Here is a 19,653-nt window from a genome sequence, read left to right on the forward strand (position 1 = left end):
CTCAGGCGTCGTGGGGGATGGAGGGATCGCCGGGGTCGTTCACCATCGGAGCCGGTGCGGGTGGCACCGTTGCCCAGCCCTTGTCACCGCGGGCGATGCGGCGGTCATACAGCGGGCGGCCTGGATCGAGTCCGGGCTGCAGAGGCTGCTGGGCTGTTGTTTTCAGCCAAGCGCTGAAGGCCTCCTCCGATTCGACGATCACGTCGGTCTGGTTCTGCGAGAAGTACGCGCCGCTGAACATGGCGTCGCGCAGCCGGAAGCGGCCTTCTTTGGTTGGCGTGAGGCTGTAGGAAATGATGCTTCCGGGGATGATGTCCTGCTTCAGACGGAAGGCCGGAACGAAGAAGCTGTGCAGCACGTCTTCCGAGATCAGCCGGAAATTGACCCGTTGATCAATCGGAAGATGCAGTTCTGAACTGCGCACACCATTGGGGTAGATGAATTCCCAGCTCCACTGGCGGGCGATCACATCGATCGGTCCCACATCCGCCATGGGATCGGCTTCCATCAGTGCGGTCGGATCGGTGCCGATGACGTATTTGTGCTTCGGACCGAGGGTCTGAAGCTTCATGTTCACGTTCATCGTGTAGGTGGCGATCACAAAGACCGTCACCAGCGGAATGATCGTCCAGATGATTTCCAGCTTGGTGTTGCCTTCGATCGGAGCACCGTCGCTTTCGTCGTACTTGCCGGCCCGGTTGAACAGCAGCACCCAGCCCATCACTCCGGTGCAGCCGAAGAAGATGAAGGAGCCGATACCGGTTTCAAGCGCGAACAGATCGTCGACGTAGGACGCTGCACTGGATGCCTGCGGCGGGAACCAGCTGTACGACCAGGTCGCCATCAGTTTGGCGATCACCAGGTTGATCGCCACGGCGATCGTGATGCCCACGATGGCGCCGATGTTCGGGCTTTTCTTGGGGGCAGTGGTGGTCATGGCAGCACCTCCTTCAGATCGGCACCGGCGGCGAGCAGCTGATCCGCGGTGATGTGCACGCCGAAATCACTGGCCAGCCAGGCGCCGAGACTGCCGTGCAGACCCATGACCATCAGCATCGAGGCCCCGCAGAACAGGTACAGCCAGGTCACCTGGCGTCCCAGATCCCTGCGCCAGACGAAGCGCTGGTAGCCGCGCCAGACGGTCATGGCGACGATCACCAGAAGAATGGCGACCCCCCCGATGGCATGCCACAGCATGGTGTCGATGGCGGTCTGGCCGAGGATGCTGCGGATGCCGGGCAGCGGCACCGCCAGCAGCATTTCGTAGAAACCGGCGGCCACCGTGAAGAAGGTGATGCCGCTGCAGGCCACCAGGTTGTACCAGCCCACATCGTGGAAACCGCTGCGGGTCACCGGCAGGGCCAGGAAGCGGAACAGCCGCTTCTCCAGCGGATAGAAGGCACCGGCGAAGTCGAAGGCGATTCCGATCGCAAACAGCCCGATGGTCAGATGAACCAGATTCGGGTGCAGTGGAATCGCGTAGGGAAGATCATTGGCACCGAGAGAGTCGGCGATTTCGTTGATCGGCGATGGGATGGCGGCGAGCAGGGTCATGACACCACTCCCTGGCGGATCGCTTCCACCACCGGCACGGTGTGCAATCCGTAGACCCACACCAGTTTGTCGCCGAGATACACCTGGACGAACACCAGACCGGCCAGCACGAGATCAAGAGCCAGAAAGCCCTTCGGCAGGACAGTGGGATCCTTCTGGCGAGCCACGTAGCGCCATCCGGTGAGCAGAGCCAGCACACCGGCAAGGGACCAGCCGATGGTGCTGTGGACATTGAGGATGTCTCGCGAGGCCCCGTAGGGATTGGCGAGGCCGGCTTCGATCTGTCCGAAGATGATGGCAACGAAGATCGCTACTGTGGCGACGAGCAGATTCCAGAAGCTCACTTCAAAGAGGTTCTTCTTTCCGGTCACCACCCCGATCACGTCGAAGACGACCGTGATCAGTGCCATGGAGATCACGAAGTGGACGACGATCGGATGAATGACGTCGAGCCAGGGGAGATTTTTATCGTTGAGCGCAGGTAGAAGATCGAGCATCGGCAAGCCGAGAGGCACGCTTCCAAAGCATGGACATCGTTTTCGGGACGGTCATCCCTGAATGTGGAAATACAACTGGCCTGGTTGTCTGACTCACCTGAGGGAGTGATCGGCGCTACGGCGCGTCGTGCGCCAGTAGATGACCGCCTGCGTGATGATCAGAATCATCACGATCGGCATCACCAGGCAGAGAATCGCCAGCCGGTATTCATCAGACCATTCCGACAACTGGGTTCTGGGAAGAACGTTGTCGGTGATGTACAGCACATAGAGGCCGAGCAGCAGCCCCCCTTCCAGACGGCTGATCTGACCTCGGGTCCAGAAGATCGGCAGGCAGGCCAGGCTGGTGAGCAGCATCACCGGAAGGTCTTCGCTGATCAGCTCCGGGCTCACGTCCAGGCCGCGCCCTGCGGCCATCAGGGCTCCGCCGCCCAGCACCATCATCAGATTGAGCAGGCAGCTGCCCACCACGTTGCCGATCGCCAGATCGGTGCGCCCCCGCAACGCCGCCACCAGGGAGGTGATCAGCTCCGGCATCGAGGTGCCCGCCGAGACAATCGTGAGTCCGATCACGGCTTCACTGACGCCGAGCAGTGTGGCCGCTGTGGTGGCTCCGCCCACCAGCACCTTCGATCCAATCGTCAGCACGACGATGCCGGCGAGCAGCTTCAGAACCGCCACCTGCCAGCCACCACTGGCCGCATCCGCATCGATCTCCGGTTCCGCCCCTTCGGTGGCATCCGGTTCCTCCCTGGCCGTGCGGATCTCCCAGATGGTGTTGATCACAAGGCCCAGCAGCAGGGCGATGCCGGCCTGCCAGGTCAACCGTCCTGCAGAGGCCATGCCCCAGACCGCTGCGGAGATGGCGATCATCAGCGGAACATCCCGACGCACCAGTCGGCTTTCAACGCGCAGCGGCAACACCACGGCGCTGCTGCCCAGCACCACCATCACATTGAAGATGTTGCTGCCCACCGCGTTGCTCACCGCCAGGGCATCAGCGCCCTGCAGCACTGAATTGATGCTCACGAACAGTTCGGGAGCGCTGGTGCCCAGAGCCACCACGGTCAGGCCGATCACCAGCTGTGGGATGCCGAAGATCACCGCCAGGGCGACGGCCCCCTGCACGAATAGTTCGCCGCCACCGAACAGCAGGGCGATACCGATCAGCACTTCCAGTGACGCCTGCAGGAATTCCGGCATAGAACCGTCAATCGTGGGGGGATTCTGCTCTGCCGGGAACCGGCTTAGGGTTCGGCCTCTCTAGACACAGCTCAGGGTGTGCTGAATCGCTTCAACACCAACAATCTCCGTGGAGATGCTTTCGGAGGTCTCACGGCGGCTGTGATCGCACTGCCGATGGCCCTGGCCTTCGGTATCGCGGTCGGCAATGCGTCCGGGGTTCCGGAGGTGGGTGCTGCCGCCGGTCTGTGGGGCGCCGTGATCATCGGCCTGGTGGCGTCCCTGTTCGGAGGGACCCCCACGCTGATCTCGGAACCCACGGGTCCGATGACGGTGGTGTTCACCTCGGTGGTGATCAGCTTCGCCAGTACAGCGGAGAGTCCTGAGAAGGCCCTGGCGATGGCCTTCACGGTCGGTGTGCTGGCCGGCGTCTTTCAGATTCTGTTCGGCCTGTTCCGGCTGGGCAGATACATCACGATGATGCCCTACACAGTGATCTCGGGCTTCATGTCCGGTATCGGCATCATTCTGGTGCTGCTGCAACTGGCGCCTTTCCTCGGCCAGGATCCGAAGGGTGGCGTGATGGGAACCCTCAGTCAGCTGCCTGCCCTGATCCAGGGAACGCAGCCGATGGAGCTTTCGCTGGCCGTGATCACCCTGGCCATCCTCTGGTTCACACCATCGGCTCTGAAGAAGGTCTGCCCGCCACAGCTGCTGGCACTGGTGGTCGGCACCTTGCTGGCGGTTTCCGTGTTCAGCGGGGCAGGTCTGCGGACGATTCCGTCCTTCTCCGCCGAGTTCCCCTCACTCAGCATGCCGGACTTCTCCGGTGGTCAGATCCGGATGATGGTGGTGAACGCCGCCGTGCTGGGGATGCTCGGCTGCATCGATGCTCTGCTCACGTCGGTGGTGGCCGACAGCCTCACCCGCACCGAACACGATTCCAACAAGGAACTGATCGGCCAGGGCCTGGCCAACGTCGCGTCCGGTCTGTTCGGTGCTCTGCCGGGTGCGGGAGCCACGATGGGCACCGTGGTCAATATTCAGGCCGGTGGCCGCACGGCACTCTCCGGTGTGATCCGAGCCGTTGTGCTGATGCTCGTGGTGCTGCTGGCAGCCCCCCTGGCCTCGATGATCCCTCTGGCGGTGCTGGCCGGCATCGCTCTGAAGGTCGGCATCGACATCATTGACTGGGAATTTCTGAAGCGGGCGCATCACCTTTCCCCCAAGGCGGCTGTGATCACCTACGGCGTGATTGTGCTCACCGTTCTGGTGGATCTGATCACAGCGGTCGGCATCGGGGTGTTCGTGGCCAATGTGCTCACCATTGATCGGATGAGTGCGCTGCAGTCCAAGAAGGTGAAGACGATCAGCACAACGGACGACGACGTCGAGCTCAGCGAGGAGGAGCAGTCCCTGCTGGATCAGGCCGCTGGCAAGGTGCTTCTGTTCCAGTTGGCCGGTCCGATGATCTTCGGTGTCGCGAAGGCCATCTCGAGGGAACACAACGCCATCGGTAATTGTCAGGCTGTTGTGTTTGATCTTTCGGAGGTCTCCCATCTCGGTGTCACGGCCGCGATCGCGCTGGAGAATGCGGTGAAGGAGGCCATGGAAGTGGGGCGTCAGGTGTTCATGGTGGGAGCGACCGGCAGTACAGCGAACCGCCTCCGCAAGCTGAAGCTTCTCGAACGTCTGCCGGAGCGCCACATCACCAGTGACCGTCTGCAGGCCCTCCAGCTCGCCGTGGCGGAACTGACGCCCAATGCCTGATCGGATCACACTCGCCGCACCCGATGACTGGCATGTCCATCTTCGGGATGGCGAGATGCTCGAACGGGTGGTGGGCCACACGGCCAGGGCCTTCCGGCGCGCCATCGTGATGCCGAATCTGCGGCCGCCGGTGACGACCGTGGCGGCTGCTGCTGCCTACCGCGACAGAATTCTGGCGGCCTGTTCCGACAGCACTGGATTCAGGCCCCTGATGACGGCCTACCTCACCGATGATTTCGACCCTGCTGAGCTGGAGCAGGGGTTCCGATCCGGGGTGTTCACCGCCGCGAAGCTCTACCCCGCCAATGCGACCACCAATTCCGCCGCCGGGGTGACCGATCTGGACCGCATCGCAGCTGTGCTGAGCTGCATGCAGCGCATCGGCATGCCCCTGCTGATTCACGGGGAAGTCACCGATCCCGATGTGGATGTCTTCGATCGTGAGGCGGTGTTCATCGAACGCCATCTGAAGGGGCTGCGGCAGCGTTATCCCGAGCTGCGCATTGTGCTGGAGCACATCACGACCGAGCAGGCCGTTGATTTCGTTGGATCAGCCGACCGTCACCTCGCCGCCACGATCACCCCTCACCACCTGCACATCAACCGCAACGCGATGTTCGCCGGTGGCCTGCGCAGCGATTTCTTCTGTCTTCCCGTCGCCAAACGTGAACGCCATCGTCTGGCGCTTCGACAGGCGGCTGTGAGCGGTGATCCCCGCTTCTTCCTGGGCACGGATTCAGCTCCGCACCCACGCTCCGGAAAGGAGACCGCCTGCGGATGCGCCGGCATCTTCAACGCTCCCCACGCACTGGAGAGCTACGCCGAGGTGTTTGATCAGGAGCAGGCGATGGACCGTCTGGAGGGGTTCGCCAGCCTGCATGGGCCTGCCTTCTACGGACTGCCGGTCAATCAGGAGCGGGTGACGCTGGTCCGACGCGATCAGCTGGTACCAGCCGCTGTGGAAGGGCTCGTGCCGTTCCATGCGGGGGACGTGCTGTCGTGGCGTCTGATGACCGGACCTGAATCGGCAGGACAGGGAGAAGGGTCTCGCTAGCGTCGGTTCATGCGGGAGTGACGTCATGCATCTGCTCAAGTTCAGCTCCGAGGACTGCGGAACCTGTCATCGGATGAGTCATTACGACGCCAAGGTGAGCGAGGAGCTCGGCTGCAGCTTCGTCACGGTGATGCTCCAGGACACCGAGACCTACCGGAAATATCGCAAGGTTCTGCTGGCTCAGTACCCCAACAAGGAGGGCATGGGCTGGCCGACCTATTTGCTGGTTTCCGATCCGGAGGGTGCGTTCACCATCCACGGTGAAATCAAAGGCGGCATGCAGAAGGGTGAGTTCCGCGAGAAGCTGACGGCTCTGCTGCCCAGCGCCTAGCGGCGGCGAATGGACCGTTCCGACGGTTGGTTCCCCGGAGATCCCAGTTCTGAACTGTCACCGAGTGGGGGCAGGGGGACTTGAACCCCCACAGGCCTTGCGGCCCAAGCGATTTTAAGTCGCGTGCGTCTACCGATTCCGCCATGCCCCCATGCAGGACATCCTAGATTTCGGTGAACGAATGGATGGCCTTGGACCTCCTGTCGCTGCCTGGCAGCCTCTCTCAGGACACGCTGCTCGTGATCGGAGCCTACGGAGCTCTGGCAGGGCTCTACCTTCTGGTGGTGCCGCTTGCTCTGTTCCTCTGGATGAACAAGCGCTGGCACCAGATGGGAAAGATCGAACGATTGGTCGTCTACGGGATGGTGTTTCTCTTCTTCCCGGGAATGATCGTCTTTGCTCCATTCCTGAATCTGCGCATGAGCGGACAGGGAGAGGCCTGAGGTGACCAGAGGCAGGGTTCTGCTGATCGGTCTGGCCGTGCTGGCTCTCGGTGGGGTGGGATTACTGGGATTCCGCGCCGCGGGGTTGGAAGGTTTTTCCGCAGGCATCGCGGCTCAGGCTCTGCTCGTGATGATCGTGATCATCTGGACAGGCTCCTATCTGTTCCGAGTGGTGACAGGAAACATGACATTCATGGAGCAGCGTCGTCGTTATCGGGCCGTGTACGACGAGCAGACGACCCAGGATCTGGAAGCCCGTTTTGATGCGCTGCCTGAGGCGGAACAGCAGGAGCTGCTCCGCCGGATCGGGGCCGATGAGGACAAGTCGACGGCCGACTCATAGGCTCGTTGGGTTTCATCCCGGTCGTCCAGATGGAGAGTCTCAGCCAGCAGACATCCCGCATCGCTCAGCGTTTCGCGCAGCTTCAGAGCGAGGGACGCATGGCTGTGATGCCTTTTCTGATGGCAGGTGATCCTGATCTGGCGACCACCAGCTCGGTGCTCATGCAGCTGCAGAGGGAGGGGGCCGACATCGTTGAACTGGGCATCCCCTACAGCGATCCACTTGCCGATGGCCCGGTGATTCAGGCGGCTGCAGCCCGTGCACTCTCCGGTGGCACATCACCGGCCGGTGTTCTTGAAATGTTGAGCTCCCTGAAGGGGGAACTCACCATCCCTGTGATTCTGTTCACCTACAGCAATCCACTCCTGAACATGGGCATGGAGCGCTTCTGTGAGCAGGCAGCGCAGGCAGGAGCTGCGGGTCTTGTGGTTCCGGATCTTCCTCTCGAGGAGGCCGAGAAGCTGTCACCGGTGGCAGCCGGTTTCGGTCTGGATCTTGTGCTGCTCGTGGCACCGACGACGCCGGAGGAGCGCATGATGCGCATCGCTCAGCGCAGTCGCGGTTTCACTTACCTCGTCAGTGTCACAGGTGTCACCGGCGAGCGCAGCCGGATGGAAACCAGAGTCGAGGGGCTCGTCAAGAAGCTGAAGGAATCCTCCCCTGTTCCTGTCGCTGTGGGATTCGGGATCTCAGGGGCTGAACAGGTTCGACAGGTGCGTAGTTGGGGTGCCGATGGTGCCATCGTCGGCAGTGCACTTGTGAAGCGTATGGCAGCTGCAGCTGAGGCCGAGGTGGCTCAGCAGGCCGGAGAATTCTGCCGGGAGTTGAGGCAGGCAGCCGATTGATCGAGCACCCACCACCTTCCTTCGCTTCTCTCGGAGAAAAGAAAAAGCCCCGGTTTTCACCGGGGCAGTTGGGGTCTGGCCGTTTCCCCTGAGGAGCTTTGGATCACTCTTCCTCTTCGTCACCGCCACCGACGGGGACGAGGCGGATCTGCTTGCGACCAAGCTTGATTTCAAATTCGTCGCCGGGCTTGAGTTCGAGCAGAGCGGTGTAGGCCTTGCCGATCAGCAGGTTGCCGTTGCCCTGAACTGTGGCGACGTAGCTCAGTTTGCGGCCACCTTTGCCGATACCACCGATGCCGGTGGTTCCAAGGCTGACTCCCTTTGCTTCGAGAAGTGCTTCGTAGAAGGCTGTGAAGTTCAGACGGTCGCCACCATCCTTTTTGTTGGTGACATAGCCACAGGCGCGAACCAGATCTGACTTGCTGACATCACCCAGCTCCTTGACTTTGTTGAGAAGGTCGCTTCCGGTGAGCATTGGTTTCTGTAGGTATCAACATTCTCAACATAGCGTTTGGTGACGCCGCCGTGCCATCCTTTTCGAGGGAAAGTTCTTTCCGATCCTTATTTCGTCATGGCGCGTTTTGTTCTGTGGGGTACTTACTGCTCTGATGCTCTCGAAAAGCGCACTCCATTCCGGGAAGAGCATCTCTCGAGACTGCAGTCTCTCAAGCAGCAAGGCACTCTGATCACCCTCGGACCCACAGAAGGCAGCACCCATGTGTTCGGAATCTTCGAGGCAGAGAACCTTGCCACCGTGCAAGAGCTCGTGAAGCAGGACATCTATTGGACGCAGGGAATCTGGACGTCTGTCGAGGTCTATCCCTGGATCCAGGCGTTCTGAGCCTGTTCCCAGATCCAGTCCGCCACAGCAACATCTCCGCCTGTTCCGAGCACCTGCTCATATCCACTCATCTGCCCGATCCCCTCGCGTGCAATCGCAGCGATCGCTTCCGGTGAGGCGATGCCGCGTTTCTCCAGAGCGTTCATCCGCAGAGTTTTGCCTCGCCGGATGATGTTGCCTCCATGGATGTGGCAGGCGGCGCAGTGCTGCTCAAACAGAACAGCGCCCCTGCCGCTGATGTCTGCGGCAAGGGCGCTGTTGGGGCTGAGGCTGATGACCAGGATCGCTACCAGCAGACAGGTAAGGGTCCTTCTCAGGCTTCGGGCGATGGGATGAATCCTGGGTTGAATGTTCAACCGTCGATCAGCTGTTCGATCGTTCAGTTTGCAGCAGGGCTGATCTGAGAGCGTCTGTAGCGCTGAACCAGCTCTTCGGGAGAGCGGTAGCTCTGAGGCAGAGATGTGTGCAGCCGCTGCAGATAGTCCCAGCAGATGGTGCGACGGATGGAGTCCAGTTCGCGTCCGTCGGCGACAAGCCGTCTCAGGGCCTGGCAGTAGGTGGAGAATCCTGCTTCCAGATCTCCGATGGTGAGCACCTTGGTGGCTGTCGGCATGAGCAGGAAGATCAGCAGGTCCTGACTTTCGGACTCAGCCTGTCCTTCCGTCTGTTGCCAGGATCACTGATGCAGCGGGGAAGGTCCCTGGTCATGGCCGAACAGGATCTGCTCCTTTTCCTTGACAAAGTCGCCCAGCTTCAGAAGCTAGTGAGTTGTCTGGAAACGGATCAGGAGCGTCGTCAGTCCCTGGCCGGGTGCTCTGATCACAACCAGGTGGTGGCCTTGGCCCGCTCCTGGGGATTCGAGATCGGACGGCGCTGGGGAGAACCCTCCACGGCCGGCGACATTCTCTGTGCGGACAACATCTTCCGCGGGCCTCTGCCGGCTCCCGGCCATGACCATGCGGACACGCTGGCTGAAGGGGCTGCCTGGCGGCTGATGCTGATCAGGTCAAACGCCAGCTGTGCTTCTGACGGTGAGTGGATCGATTCAACCGAAAGCCTCTGGATGCTTCTGTTGCGGGGTAGCGCCCGTTTGCAGCTGAGGGATCCGGAGGATGTGGCTGATCTCAGCGCCGGAGATCATCTGATGATTCCATCCCATCGCCGATACCGTCTTCAGCGGACGGATCCACCGCCCGGAACGCTCCGGCTGGAGTTGCATTGGCGCGCTTGATCAGCCAGTAGGCCGCCGACAACGACACCACGGCGATCCCGAGACCGACCAGCAGCTGCGGTTTGTTCTCGGCCCCGGAAGGAAGCACGATCACCTTGCGGGCCACGGCTGTCAGCGCAGTGACCAGCACCAGTTCAATCTGAACCACGTGCCGACGCAGGTAGCTGGTGATGTTCTGCAGAACCTCCAGGGCGATCAGCACGGTGAGCAGGTCACCGAGCACCTTGATCAGGTCGTTGCCCAGCCAGGTGGCCTGGGCTCCCATCAGCAGCTTGGCGCCGAGCGAGAGAATCAGCTGGACGATGGCCGCCAGAATGACGACGGTTGTGATCACCGCGAGAATTCTGGCGACCCGGCGCTCGCCGGCGTCGACCAGTGCCAGAAAGGTCAGTCCCTTGGGAAGGGAGGGTTTCACAGGGCTGCTCAGTCGTTGAAGGGGTTGTAATACGGACGGGCCGGCGTGTTGCTGGCTGGGTTGACGATCTCCGTGTCACAGGTGATCGAGCCGTCCGCGCCGGTGACACAGTTCTTGGGCACCACGGTGCTCTGCTTGCCAGCCTTGCTGCCTGGGCTCAGCACCCAGCCTTCGCTCTGGGCATGGGCACTCATCGGAAGCATCAGCAGGAGACCGATGCCGGCCATCCGTTTCAGCAGAGTCATCACTCCATGGTTCAGAGCCACCACTCTGCCGCCCATGGCGTCAGCTGGGGCAGTCCTGTCGGATTTCCTGCAGAAGCAGATCCAGCTGTCCGAATGGATCCGTCTGCGTTTCCGGGTCAGCATCGGCGCTCACCTCACCGTGCCATTCGGCTTCCACCCGGCAGAGACGGGTCGCCAGACCGGCCAGCCCGTTCAGTCGATGTTCCCGCTCGAGCACCTCCAGGATGGACGGCATGCGGGTCGACAGAGCGCGAAGACTGCGGCGCAGATCGGCCTGGGTTCTGCCCTGCTGCTTGAGCCAGTCCTTGAGCAGGTGGGTCAGCTCTGTTTCGAAGGAAGGTGTCCAGGCAGACATCGGGAAGCGGATCAGCGCGTGAGGGGGAACCAGCGATCCAGTCTGCGCTGAGCTCGACGGCTGATGTCCGGTGTGATGTGATTCCGCCAGATTCCCACCATCGCGGTCAGGGCGACGAGATCGTCACTGAATCCGGCCACCGGCAGCAGGTCGGGAATCAGATCCGCCGGCATCAGGAGATAACTGAGGGCCGCCAGCATCGTGAAACGCACCGGTGAGGGGGTGGCGTCATCCAGGAGAAGTTCAAGAGCTTCCAGGGCCGGTGTCGCGACGGTGCGACCTGTTCGTCGCAGCAGAGAGCGCAGCAGGCCTTCATCGATCACCTCGCTGTCCACAACATCCGCTTCCACCGTCACGTCCGCCGCCTTGTCCACGAACCCTCCTTCACGTCACTTGCACTGTTGCGCGCCGCGCCGTCTTTGGCGATGGGGTCGCCCTCACCCTCAGAGTGCGGATTCCACGAGACCGCTCTGAATGCCCGTCTTGCGGAGCTTGCGCAGGGCCCGCTGCACGACCTGCCGGCAGTACTCCCGAGAGCAGTTCATGTGACGGGCCACCTCGGCAAGGGTGCGCCACTCGTTGGAGCCGTCGAGGCCGAAACGCAGGGTCACCACCGTCCGTTCCTTCGGGGTGAGGTTGGCTTTGCTCAGCAGAGTCCAGACCGAAGCGGAGCGTTCGGCGATCTCCGCGCGTTCCATCGGGGGAAGTTCATCGCTGGGCAACACGTCGACCAGCTCCGAGGGGTCTGATTTCGACTTGACCACTCCCTGCAGGCTCACGGTGACGCTGCGCAGTTCGCAGGCGAGCAGATCCTCGACTTCGGCCACAGGGATCGCCATGAATTCAGACAGCTGTTCGGTCGTTGGGGTGAGACCGTTGCGCTGCATCAGGCGTGCTTTGGCGGCACGCAGTTTGGTCAGTTTTTCGTTGACGTTGACCGGGATCCTGATCGTTCTGCTCTGCGTCGACAGCGCTCGGTTCAGGCCCTGGCGAATCCACCAGTAGGCATAGGTGGAGAAGCGATGTCCGCGGGTTGGATCGTATTTCTCAACGGCGCGGGTGAGCCCGAGGGTGCCTTCCTGGATCAGATCAAGCAGATCAAGGCCTTTGCCCTGGTAGCGCTTGGCCAGATTGACAACCAGACGCAGATTGGAGGTGATCATTTGATTTTTCGCACGCTCGCCGCGGCGAATCACCACTTTTTCTTCATCGTTGTAGTCGCATGCTGGCCCGGATCCGCCTGCAAGATGACAACGTTCAGTGATGGCAACCATCGCCTGAACCTTTCTCCCCATCATCAGTTCCTGTTCCGGGGTCAGCAGCTGGTGGCGGCCGATTTCTCCAAGAAAAGCACTTAGTGAGCTCACCATCATGACGCGATCACTCAATTGAACTTAGAACCAAAGTGTTTTCATTTGGTGGGTGTAATAAAGACTGCGGAATTCACTTTTTATCCATAGTTAAAGTGTTTCTTCTTCTTGCTGAAGATAATCAGCAGTTGTGAGGCTGTATGCCGCTAGGGTCGCGCCGTTGTCGTCCCTGTTTTCATGACACTGGCGGTCGCGCTCACAACGGATGTCGCCAAAAATGCTGGCGTCGCCTACGTCCATTACCTCAGCTTCATGGTCTGCTTCGGCGCTCTCGTGCTGGAGAGGCGTCTGATCAAGGCGAATCCCGACCGTGGCGAGGCCACGGCCATGGTGATCACCGACATCGTTTACGGCATTGCAGCGTTGGCTCTCCTGGTGAGCGGCATCCTGCGGGTGATCCACTTCGGGCAGGGTTCAGCCTTCTACACGGAGAATCCACTGTTCTGGTGGAAGGTCGGCATTTACCTCTCCGTCGGTGCGCTGTCGCTGTATCCGACCATCACCTACATCCTCTGGGCGATCCCACTGCGCAAGGGTGAACTTCCCAAGGTGAGCGAGGCTCTGGCCGGACGCCTGAGCTGGATCATCAACATCGAGTTGCTCGGCTTCGCCTCCATCCCGATGCTGGCCACGCTGATGGCCCGAGGGGTTGGCCTGCCGGCGGCCTGATGCAGGCTGAGCCCTGTCCTCCCGCTGCTGAGATCCGCCTTCTGAAGCAGCCTCTGCAGGCTCAGTCACGGGAGGGTGAGGCGCCTGGTTACGCCAAGCGCCTCGCCACCACGGCCTTTGGCCTGCCGAGTCTCCCCCGCTGGTGCCTCTGGATCGAACCGGTCCCTGACCCCGCGGACCGCTGGAGTGTGCGCTGGCGTCGCGCTGTCGACACCGCACTCTCCCGTTGGCGTCAGCAGGTTCCTGTGGTGCTGGTGGATCAGCCTGAGCGTGCGCAGATCCGCATCCTTCGCCAGCGACCTCCACGGCGTCGCACCGACACCGGATGGAGAGCCAGCAACGGACGCAGCGTGCTGCGGCTGGCGGAACTCAACCGTGCCGGCCAGCGCCGCCGGGAACCGCTGGTTGAGCTGCTGATTTCGCCGGAGCTTCGTGCCCAGGCGCTGGAGGCCACGGCTCTGCATGAGCTCGGCCATGCCTTCGGGCTCTGGGGCCACAGCGATGATTCCCTTGATGCCCTGGCTGTGCATCAAGGAGCCGATCCGGTGCTCACGCCCAGCGATCGCGATCGTCAGACCCTGTCTTGGGTGCGGACTCAGCCCAACCGCTTCGGCCCGATCACCGGCCAGTGATCAAGGGCGGCGCGGAGCTCCACGCCGCGCCGCCAGCACCTCCTGCACCTCCCGCCAGCTGACGCCGTGGTGAGCCAGGGCCACCTGGATATGAAAGATCAGATCGGCGGCTTCACCGGCGATCTCCTCGCGCACATCGTCCTTGCAGGCCATGACGAACTCAGCGCTTTCCTCGCCGATCTTCTTGAGGATCCGGTTGTCACCGCCACTCAGAAGCTTGTTCGTGTAGCTGCCCTCCTCCGGTTGGCTCTGCCGGCCACGGATCACCCGATACAGCTCCGTGCAGGCATCCGCTGGAGGCGGCAGGGCGTCGCTGCCTCCGTCGCTGCGGGTGTCGCCGGCCTCGTAGAAACAGCTTCGGGCCCCGGTGTGACAGGCCACATCTCCGGTCTGTTCAATGCTCAGCAGCAGCACGTCGGCGTCGCAGTCGTACCGAAGGCCCCGCAGGATCTGGGTGTGGCCGCTGGTGGCTCCCTTGTGCCAGAGCTCGGCGCGGGACCGGCTCCAGTAGTGCACCTCTCCGCTGCGCAGGGTGTGCTCGATCGACTCCCGGTTCATCCAGGCCACCATGAGAACGGCTCCGTCAAGCCAGTCCTGCGCGACAGCTGGCAGCAAGCCGGCGTCGTTAAAACGGAGTTGGTTGATGAAGGCGGGGCTGGAGGGCTGCATCAGGCCTCATGCTTCAAGCACTGTTCCGATCTTCCTGCAGCGTCCTCCCTCATTTGATTTGTGCTGACCCCTCCCTCCCGTCACGTCTGCAGCAAGCGGTTCGAGGGGTATCCCTGCTGTCATCGGCAATGGCGTCATCCGGGCCATTGCCGCTTCGTTCACGGTTACAGCCGCAGTTTCACGCTCTGGTTCGCGGCCCGTCAGCTCGATGTCTGCGGTTTTGTGGTGGATTTCTCGGGCCTGAAAGGCTTTGAGCAGCGCCTGCGTGATCACTTTGACCACACTTTCCTCGTCAACGAAGACGATCCGTTGCTGGAGGAATGGCAGCGCCTGCACGAGCTCGGCGCTCTTGATCTGCGTGTGATGACGAACGTTGGGATGGAAACCACCGCGGAACTGGTCTGGAGCTGGGCCAATCAGCTGCTTCAGGAACGTGATCTGGGCCGCACCTGCTGCTGGGCGGTGGAGGCGCGTGAGAACGAACGCAATGCCGCCACCTACAGCTCTGTTCCGGAATGGTTTGGGAATGAATCCACTCAGCTATAACGAAGTGCTCGGTTCCAGCAGAGATCAGCTGTTGGAGGTAACGGGGAAAGACCGGTGAAAATCCGGCGCTGTCCCGCAGCTGTGAAGCGATTCCATCGGTCAGTCCGGCCGATCCGTCGTCAGTCAGAACGCCCGCCGACTTCTTCATCGACGAGGATCGAACACGATGCATTCCAACCAGATGATCCGCAGGGCTGGGCCCTGTCTGGGGCTGTCGCTGCTGTCTCTGCTCGCCGCGACTCCCGCCCTGGCCCATCACCCCTTCGGCATGCCGGAGGGATCCGGAATCACCGCCTGGCAGGGCGTGATCAGCGGGATCGGTCACCCTCTGCTGGGGCCCGACCATCTGTTGTTTCTGCTGGCCATCGCTCTTGTGGGTCTGCGTCAGCCCCGTCGCTGGGTGCTTCCGCTGCTGGCTCTGGGCCTGGGCGGCAGTCTCGTTTCCCAGTTGGTTCCTCTGCCGTCAGCGCTTGAGACCGCCGCGGAGGCCTGCGTCTCCCTCACTCTCGTGCTCGAAGGTCTGGTGATCCTCGGACGCCTGCCGGTGTGGCTGCTGCTGCCGGCCATCAGCCTGCACGGATACCTGCTGGGCGGAGCTGTGATCGGCGCTGAGCCGGCTCCGCTGTTCGCCTATGGCCTCGGGCTGCTGATCGGTCAGGGTGTGCTGCTGCTGGCCGTCACCGGTGTCTCCAGCCGTCTGCTGGAGGGGGTCGGCAGCAACGGGCGCCAGATCGCCGCCGGTGTCTGGATCGGCATCGGCGCCGCCTTCACCTGGTCGCTGCTTGTTCCCTGAGCGCAGATCAGCTGAGCACCAATCGCTCGGCTTCGACCCCGGCCGCCTCGACCTCCACGGAGATCCGTTGGCCTTCGCTGAAGCGTCCCCCGAGGATGGCCTTGGCGATCGGGGTCTCCAGTTCCCGCTGAATCGCCCGCTTCAGAGGTCTCGCCCCGTACACCGGGTCGTAACCGACATTGGCGAGCCAGTCCGAGGCGCTTTCGCTTAGCTGCAGGTCCAGCTTGCGCTCCTCCAGGCGCTGTCGCAGCCGTTCCACCTGCAGGCTCACGATCTGGCGGAGTTCCTGCCGGTCGAGGCTGCGGAAGATGATCTGATCGTCCAGACGGTTGAGGAACTCAGGTCGGAAGTGGCCGCGCAGGGCCTCATTCACCCGTCGTTCCATCTCTCCGTGCTGATCCGGGTTCCCGGCCAGCTCCAGGATCGATTGGCTGCCGATGTTGCTGGTGAGGATCAGCACCGTGTTGGTGAAGTCCACCGTGCGTCCCTGACCGTCGGTGACCCGCCCGTCATCAAGGATCTGCAGCATCACGTTGAACACGTCGGGGTGAGCCTTCTCCACCTCGTCGAAGAGGATCACCGCGTAGGGCCTGCGGCGAACCGCTTCCGTGAGCTGACCACCCGCCTCATAGCCCACGTAGCCCGGAGGTGCGCCGATCAGACGGCTCACGGTGTGCTTCTCCATGTACTCCGACATGTCGATGCGCACCATCGCGTCGTCACTGTCGAAAAGACGGTTGGCCAGGGCTTTCGACAGTTCCGTCTTGCCGACTCCGGTGGGACCGAGGAACAGGAAGCTGGCGATCGGACGGTTGGGGTCGCTGAGGCCTGCCCGGGACCGCTGGATCGCATCAGCCACGGCGGTCACAGCCTCGTCCTGCCCGATGACGCGCTGATGCAGGTCGTCCTCGAGCTGGAGCAGCTTCTCCATCTCGCTCTGCACCAGGCGTGCCACGGGAATGCCGGTCCACTTGGCGATCACTTCAGCGATGTCGTCCTCGCTCACCTCTTCACGCAGCAGGGTCTTCTCACCCGCCTCGTCTCCGGAGAGCTGAAGTTCCTTCTCCTGCAGCTGTTTCTGGAGACCGGCCAGGGTGCCGTACTCGAGTTCCGCGGCCTTGTTGAGGTCGTAGCTGCGTTTGGCCTGCTCCACCTGAAGCTGCACCCGTTCGATCTCCTCCTTCAGGGCAGAGAGGTCGTCGATGGCGCCTTTCTCCTGCTGCCATTGCGCATTGAGCGTGCTCTGCTGCTCGCTCAGTTCCGCCAGCTCACGCTCGAGGCGCTGCAGACGTTCCTGGCTGGCACTGTCGGATTCCCGACCGAGGGAGAGCTTCTCCATCTCCAGCTGCAGGATCTTCCGGTCGATCTCATCGATCTCCTCCGGTTTGGAGGTGATCTCCATCTTGAGGCGGGCGGCGGACTCGTCCACCAGATCAATGGCCTTGTCCGGCAGGAAGCGGTCCGCGATGTAGCGGCTGCTCAGCACCGCGGCTGCCACCAGGGCGCTGTCGGCGATGCGCACGCCGTGGTGCACCTCGTAGCGCTCCTTGAGTCCCCTGAGGATCGAGATGGTGTCCTCCACGGTGGGCTGATCCACCAGCACCTGCTGGAACCGACGCTCGAGGGCTGGATCCTTCTCGATGTGCTGGCGGTGTTCATCCAGGGTCGTCGCTCCGATGCAGCGCAGTTCTCCGCGGGCCAGCATTGGCTTCAGCAGGTTGCTGGCATCCATGGCCCCGCCGCTGGCTCCGGCTCCCACCACGGTGTGGATCTCATCGATGAACAGCACGATCTGGCCCTCGGAGGCGGTGACCTCCTTGAGCACGGCCTTGAGCCGCTCCTCGAATTCACCGCGGTATTTCGCACCGGCGATCAGGGATCCCATGTCGAGGGCGATGAGCTGCCGGTTCTGCAGGGCTGAGGGAACATCGCCGTTGACGATGCGCTGGGCCAGTCCCTCCACGATCGCCGTCTTGCCGACGCCTGGTTCACCGATCAGCACAGGGTTGTTCTTGGTGCGTCGGCTGAGGATCTGAATGGTGCGCCGGATTTCGTCATCGCGACCGATCACCGGGTCGAGCTTGCCGTCGCGGGCCGCTGCCGTGAGGTCACGGCCGTATTTCTCGAGGGATTCGTAGGTCCCCTCCGGATTCTGGTCGGTCACCGACTGATTGCCCCGCACGGCTGTGATCGCTTCTTTCAGCTTGGCGGCGTCCACCCCCGCCTGGTTGAGCAGCTGGCGGCCGCAGCGGTCATCCTCGGTGAGAGCGAGCAGCAGATGTTCGATCGAGATGTAGCTGTCGCCGAAGCTGTTGCGCTGGGATTCAGCCCGATCCAGCACTCCGTTCACCCCGCGGCCGAGAAAGACCGATTCCGGTCGGGAGTTCATGCTCGGCTGCCGCTTCAGGTAGGCCTGCACGGATGTTTCGAAGCCGCTGGGGTCGACACCGGCTTTTTGAAGGATGCGACCGGCCAGGCCGTTCTGCTGCAGCAGGGCGAGCAGCAGGTGCTCGCTCTCCAGCTGTTGATGGCGAGCCGACTGGGCCAGTTGCTGGGCAGCGACAACGGCGGCCCAGGCTTTTTCCGTGAACTGTTCCGCCGTGGGTTGCATAGGGAAGTGATCCCGAACTGAGCAAACCGTATGGCGATCCCGCTGCGATCTGGGGCGGCAAACCGAAGGCTCCGGTGGGGCCCTTTCGCCAGCGGGCGGTGAACCGGAATCGGTTTTTAGAGTTCGCCGAACCTTTCAGCGTCGGAATGGTCGATCAGCAGCTTGTGGAGACCCTCGTGCAGAAGGGTCTGGAGCTCGCCGCCAGTGCCGGCGGCGAGCTGGAACGCAGCTGCTGGATGGTGGTCCATGAGCACCATCACGGCGTCAAGCCGACGGAGTACGACATCCGCGAGATCGATGAGCAGCTGTATCTGGAGGTGCTGAAGCTGGCCAGGCAGGCCTGAGCCGTTCAGGGGCGGGTGCGCTGGGCCAGTGCCGCCGCTTCGGCGGCACAGTCCCGGCTGGGGGGCAGGCCCTTGGCTTTGGCGGCATTCACTTCGGCCTTCGCAGCGATGAAATCAGCCTCGAATTCAGCATTGGTATGCAGAAGGGCCACAGCGGCGGCGCCCATCAGCTGCCCGTTCATCACATCACTGGCCCAGTGCACGTTGCAGAGGTGGCGACTCTCCCCGTACGCCAGACCTCGAGCCAGGATTTCATTGCGGCGCTGCGGCACCATCTCGCTGAGGATCAGGGCCCAGGCCCAGCCCACAGCGGTGTGACCGGATGGGTAGGACGGATCCGTGGTCAGCTTCGCCTGGTCTTCAGGCGAACAGATCGGTTTCCCGTTCACAAGGAATGGGCGCTTCCTGCCGTAGTGGTTCTTGGCTTTGTAGGTGGAGAGACCTGCATCGGTGAGCGTTCGGCGCAGCAGCATCACCAGCGTTGGTGTGGCCTCTTCGCTGATGGGGGCGCCGATGGCGCAGGAGAAGGTGCTGGCTGCCTGAGGGAATCCAAGGTCTGCATCGGCAGCCGCGAGGTTCCAGCGCGGTGTGCCGGGCAGAGGGAAGCTTCTGCGGGAGACCGTGTCATCAAGGGCATGCTCCGGCTGGCCGAGTTGCGGCGGCGGCGGAAGCAGCTGCAGGCTGTCCGGCATGGCGTTATCCGGCAGGTATCCCTTGAGCAGTCCCTTGTGGATTTCGGGAACATCTGCACTGGCGATCAGGCAGTCCGAGCCGGATGGGGCGGCCAGAGCTCTCCGGGGTGGCAGCCCCACGACCACCAGGAGAAGGGCGACGGGAAGGCCCGCCAGGAGGTTGAGCTTGTGCATGCTGAACGAGACCTACACGTCCTTTAGCAACGGACAGATGATCCGGA

The 19,653-nt window shown here is 62.3% G+C and carries 28 protein-coding genes, 1 tRNA gene and 1 riboswitch; of the genes, 13 read left to right on the top strand and 16 right to left on the bottom strand.

Going from position 1 to position 19,653, the window contains the following annotated elements:
* Window position 1: 1 nt before the first annotated feature.
* From KR49_RS00240 to KR49_RS00255, 4 genes are all read right to left on the bottom strand, one after another.
* The gene (locus tag KR49_RS00240) at window positions 2-937 is read right to left on the bottom strand and encodes a cytochrome c oxidase subunit II (RefSeq protein ID WP_043690495.1); all 936 of its coding nucleotides are present in this window, start codon (window positions 935-937) and stop codon (window positions 2-4) included.
* On the bottom strand, window positions 934-1,554 hold the full coding sequence (locus tag KR49_RS00245) for a DUF2231 domain-containing protein (RefSeq protein ID WP_043690498.1): 621 nt from the start codon (window positions 1,552-1,554) through the stop codon (window positions 934-936). Before KR49_RS00245 ends, KR49_RS00240 begins: the two co-directional genes overlap by 4 nt.
* On the bottom strand, window positions 1,551-2,051 hold the full coding sequence (locus KR49_RS00250) for a DUF2231 domain-containing protein (RefSeq protein WP_043690501.1): 501 nt from the start codon (window positions 2,049-2,051) through the stop codon (window positions 1,551-1,553). The genes KR49_RS00245 and KR49_RS00250 overlap by 4 nt, the downstream gene beginning before the upstream one ends.
* 93 nt (window positions 2,052-2,144) lie before the next feature.
* Window positions 2,145-3,254, bottom strand: a complete 1,110-nt coding sequence (locus tag KR49_RS00255) for a calcium/sodium antiporter (RefSeq protein ID WP_043690505.1) — start codon at window positions 3,252-3,254, stop codon at window positions 2,145-2,147.
* A 78-nt stretch (window positions 3,255-3,332) separates the two neighbouring features.
* Here KR49_RS00255 and KR49_RS00260 point away from each other — a divergent pair, with 78 nt between their 5' ends.
* Genes KR49_RS00260 through KR49_RS00270 form a run of 3 tightly spaced genes read left to right on the top strand, consistent with a single transcriptional unit; the run spans window position 3,333 to window position 6,388 of the window.
* Window positions 3,333-5,003, top strand: coding sequence for a SulP family inorganic anion transporter (locus KR49_RS00260; protein WP_043690509.1), 1,671 nt, complete (start codon window positions 3,333-3,335; stop codon window positions 5,001-5,003).
* Window positions 4,996-6,057 (top strand): dihydroorotase, encoded by a 1,062-nt coding sequence (pyrC, locus tag KR49_RS00265; RefSeq protein WP_043690511.1) that lies wholly within the window; start codon window positions 4,996-4,998, stop codon window positions 6,055-6,057. The genes KR49_RS00260 and pyrC overlap by 8 nt, the downstream gene beginning before the upstream one ends.
* A gap of 25 nt (window positions 6,058-6,082) precedes the next feature.
* On the top strand, window positions 6,083-6,388 hold the full coding sequence (locus KR49_RS00270; RefSeq protein WP_043690513.1) for a thioredoxin family protein: 306 nt from the start codon (window positions 6,083-6,085) through the stop codon (window positions 6,386-6,388).
* A gap of 65 nt (window positions 6,389-6,453) precedes the next feature.
* Here KR49_RS00270 and KR49_RS00275 read toward each other — a convergent pair.
* Window positions 6,454-6,539: transfer RNA gene (locus KR49_RS00275), tRNA-Leu, on the bottom strand.
* A gap of 34 nt (window positions 6,540-6,573) precedes the next feature.
* Between KR49_RS00275 and KR49_RS00280 the strand changes: the two genes are divergently transcribed.
* From KR49_RS00280 to trpA, 3 genes are read left to right on the top strand one after another with little or no spacing between them, the layout of a single operon-like run.
* Window positions 6,574-6,831 (top strand): NAD(P)H-quinone oxidoreductase subunit L, encoded by a 258-nt coding sequence (locus KR49_RS00280; protein ID WP_173402100.1) that lies wholly within the window; start codon window positions 6,574-6,576, stop codon window positions 6,829-6,831.
* A 1-nt stretch (window position 6,832) separates the two neighbouring features.
* Window positions 6,833-7,174, top strand: coding sequence for a DUF3007 family protein (locus KR49_RS00285; protein ID WP_043690515.1), 342 nt, complete (start codon window positions 6,833-6,835; stop codon window positions 7,172-7,174).
* A gap of 29 nt (window positions 7,175-7,203) precedes the next feature.
* The gene (trpA, locus tag KR49_RS00290; protein ID WP_043690517.1) at window positions 7,204-8,019 is read left to right on the top strand and encodes a tryptophan synthase subunit alpha; all 816 of its coding nucleotides are present in this window, start codon (window positions 7,204-7,206) and stop codon (window positions 8,017-8,019) included.
* 103 nt (window positions 8,020-8,122) lie between these two features.
* Here trpA and KR49_RS00295 read toward each other — a convergent pair whose 3' ends face one another.
* The gene (locus KR49_RS00295; protein ID WP_043690519.1) at window positions 8,123-8,494 is read right to left on the bottom strand and encodes an AbrB family transcriptional regulator; all 372 of its coding nucleotides are present in this window, start codon (window positions 8,492-8,494) and stop codon (window positions 8,123-8,125) included.
* Between the two features lie 96 nt (window positions 8,495-8,590).
* On the opposite strand from KR49_RS00295, the gene KR49_RS00300 reads away from it, so the two are divergent.
* Window positions 8,591-8,860 carry a YciI family protein gene (locus tag KR49_RS00300; RefSeq protein ID WP_043690521.1) on the top strand — a complete coding sequence of 90 codons (270 nt, stop codon included), beginning with the start codon at window positions 8,591-8,593 and terminating at the stop codon, window positions 8,858-8,860.
* Here KR49_RS00300 and KR49_RS00305 read toward each other — a convergent pair.
* Window positions 8,836-9,216 (bottom strand): c-type cytochrome, encoded by a 381-nt coding sequence (locus KR49_RS00305; RefSeq protein WP_253912778.1) that lies wholly within the window; start codon window positions 9,214-9,216, stop codon window positions 8,836-8,838. The genes KR49_RS00300 and KR49_RS00305 overlap by 25 nt on opposite strands.
* 23 nt (window positions 9,217-9,239) lie before the next feature.
* On the bottom strand, window positions 9,240-9,473 hold the full coding sequence (locus KR49_RS00310; RefSeq protein ID WP_043690524.1) for a DUF3136 domain-containing protein: 234 nt from the start codon (window positions 9,471-9,473) through the stop codon (window positions 9,240-9,242).
* A 93-nt stretch (window positions 9,474-9,566) separates the two neighbouring features.
* On the opposite strand from KR49_RS00310, the gene KR49_RS00315 reads away from it, so the two are divergent.
* Window positions 9,567-10,091: a Nif11 domain/cupin domain-containing protein gene (locus KR49_RS00315; protein WP_043690527.1), complete on the top strand. Its 525-nt coding sequence runs from the start codon at window positions 9,567-9,569 to the stop codon at window positions 10,089-10,091.
* Here KR49_RS00315 and KR49_RS00320 read toward each other — a convergent pair.
* The 5 genes from KR49_RS00320 to KR49_RS00340 all read right to left on the bottom strand — a co-directional run bounded on the left by KR49_RS00320 (window position 9,985) and on the right by KR49_RS00340 (window position 12,476).
* Entirely contained in the window at window positions 9,985-10,506 is a 522-nt protein-coding gene (locus KR49_RS00320; protein ID WP_043690531.1) for a phosphate-starvation-inducible PsiE family protein, read from the bottom strand. The genes KR49_RS00315 and KR49_RS00320 overlap by 107 nt on opposite strands.
* 8 nt (window positions 10,507-10,514) lie before the next feature.
* Window positions 10,515-10,787 (bottom strand): hypothetical protein, encoded by a 273-nt coding sequence (locus KR49_RS00325; protein ID WP_043690532.1) that lies wholly within the window; start codon window positions 10,785-10,787, stop codon window positions 10,515-10,517.
* Between the two features lie 4 nt (window positions 10,788-10,791).
* A complete protein-coding gene (locus tag KR49_RS00330) occupies window positions 10,792-11,106 on the bottom strand; it encodes a hypothetical protein (RefSeq protein WP_043690535.1) in 315 nt (104 codons plus the stop codon).
* A gap of 11 nt (window positions 11,107-11,117) precedes the next feature.
* The gene (locus KR49_RS00335; protein WP_043690539.1) at window positions 11,118-11,480 is read right to left on the bottom strand and encodes a YkvA family protein; all 363 of its coding nucleotides are present in this window, start codon (window positions 11,478-11,480) and stop codon (window positions 11,118-11,120) included.
* 69 nt (window positions 11,481-11,549) lie between these two features.
* Entirely contained in the window at window positions 11,550-12,476 is a 927-nt protein-coding gene (locus KR49_RS00340; RefSeq protein ID WP_043696336.1) for a sigma-70 family RNA polymerase sigma factor, read from the bottom strand.
* A gap of 177 nt (window positions 12,477-12,653) precedes the next feature.
* On the opposite strand from KR49_RS00340, the gene KR49_RS00345 reads away from it, so the two are divergent.
* Both KR49_RS00345 and KR49_RS00350 read left to right on the top strand, forming a co-directional pair.
* Entirely contained in the window at window positions 12,654-13,145 is a 492-nt protein-coding gene (locus KR49_RS00345) for a DUF2214 family protein (RefSeq protein ID WP_043690542.1), read from the top strand.
* Window positions 13,145-13,777 carry a peptidase gene (locus KR49_RS00350; RefSeq protein ID WP_043690544.1) on the top strand — a complete coding sequence of 211 codons (633 nt, stop codon included), beginning with the start codon at window positions 13,145-13,147 and terminating at the stop codon, window positions 13,775-13,777. Before KR49_RS00345 ends, KR49_RS00350 begins: the two co-directional genes overlap by 1 nt.
* On the opposite strand, the gene hisIE is transcribed toward KR49_RS00350, so the two are convergent.
* Window positions 13,778-14,446 carry a bifunctional phosphoribosyl-AMP cyclohydrolase/phosphoribosyl-ATP diphosphatase HisIE gene (gene hisIE, locus KR49_RS00355; RefSeq protein ID WP_043690547.1) on the bottom strand — a complete coding sequence of 223 codons (669 nt, stop codon included), beginning with the start codon at window positions 14,444-14,446 and terminating at the stop codon, window positions 13,778-13,780. It abuts the gene before it with no gap.
* A 60-nt stretch (window positions 14,447-14,506) separates the two neighbouring features.
* On the opposite strand from hisIE, the gene KR49_RS00360 reads away from it, so the two are divergent.
* Together KR49_RS00360 and KR49_RS00365 are read left to right on the top strand one after the other, a co-directional pair.
* Entirely contained in the window at window positions 14,507-14,992 is a 486-nt protein-coding gene (locus KR49_RS00360; RefSeq protein ID WP_043690549.1) for a 6-carboxytetrahydropterin synthase, read from the top strand.
* Window positions 14,985-15,147, top strand: a riboswitch (cobalamin riboswitch). (Overlaps the previous gene by 8 nt.)
* Before the next feature lie 26 nt (window positions 15,148-15,173).
* A complete protein-coding gene (locus tag KR49_RS00365; protein ID WP_043696339.1) occupies window positions 15,174-15,785 on the top strand; it encodes a HupE/UreJ family protein in 612 nt (203 codons plus the stop codon).
* Between the two features lie 7 nt (window positions 15,786-15,792).
* Here the strand turns inward: KR49_RS00365 and clpB are convergent, their stop codons facing one another.
* The gene (clpB, locus tag KR49_RS00370; RefSeq protein WP_043690552.1) at window positions 15,793-18,396 is read right to left on the bottom strand and encodes an ATP-dependent chaperone ClpB; all 2,604 of its coding nucleotides are present in this window, start codon (window positions 18,394-18,396) and stop codon (window positions 15,793-15,795) included.
* Window positions 18,397-18,542: 146 nt separating this feature from the next.
* Between clpB and KR49_RS00375 the strand changes: the two genes are divergently transcribed.
* Complete coding sequence (locus tag KR49_RS00375; protein WP_043690554.1) at window positions 18,543-18,740, top strand: hypothetical protein; 198 nt, start codon at window positions 18,543-18,545, stop codon at window positions 18,738-18,740.
* Between the two features lie 5 nt (window positions 18,741-18,745).
* Here the strand turns inward: KR49_RS00375 and KR49_RS00380 are convergent, their stop codons facing one another.
* The gene (locus KR49_RS00380) at window positions 18,746-19,606 is read right to left on the bottom strand and encodes a phosphatase PAP2 family protein (RefSeq protein WP_043690557.1); all 861 of its coding nucleotides are present in this window, start codon (window positions 19,604-19,606) and stop codon (window positions 18,746-18,748) included.
* Window positions 19,607-19,653: the final 47 nt, after the last annotated feature.

The organism is Synechococcus sp. KORDI-49 (assembly GCF_000737575.1).
Classification (GTDB): Bacteria; Cyanobacteriota; Cyanobacteriia; order PCC-6307; family Cyanobiaceae; genus Parasynechococcus.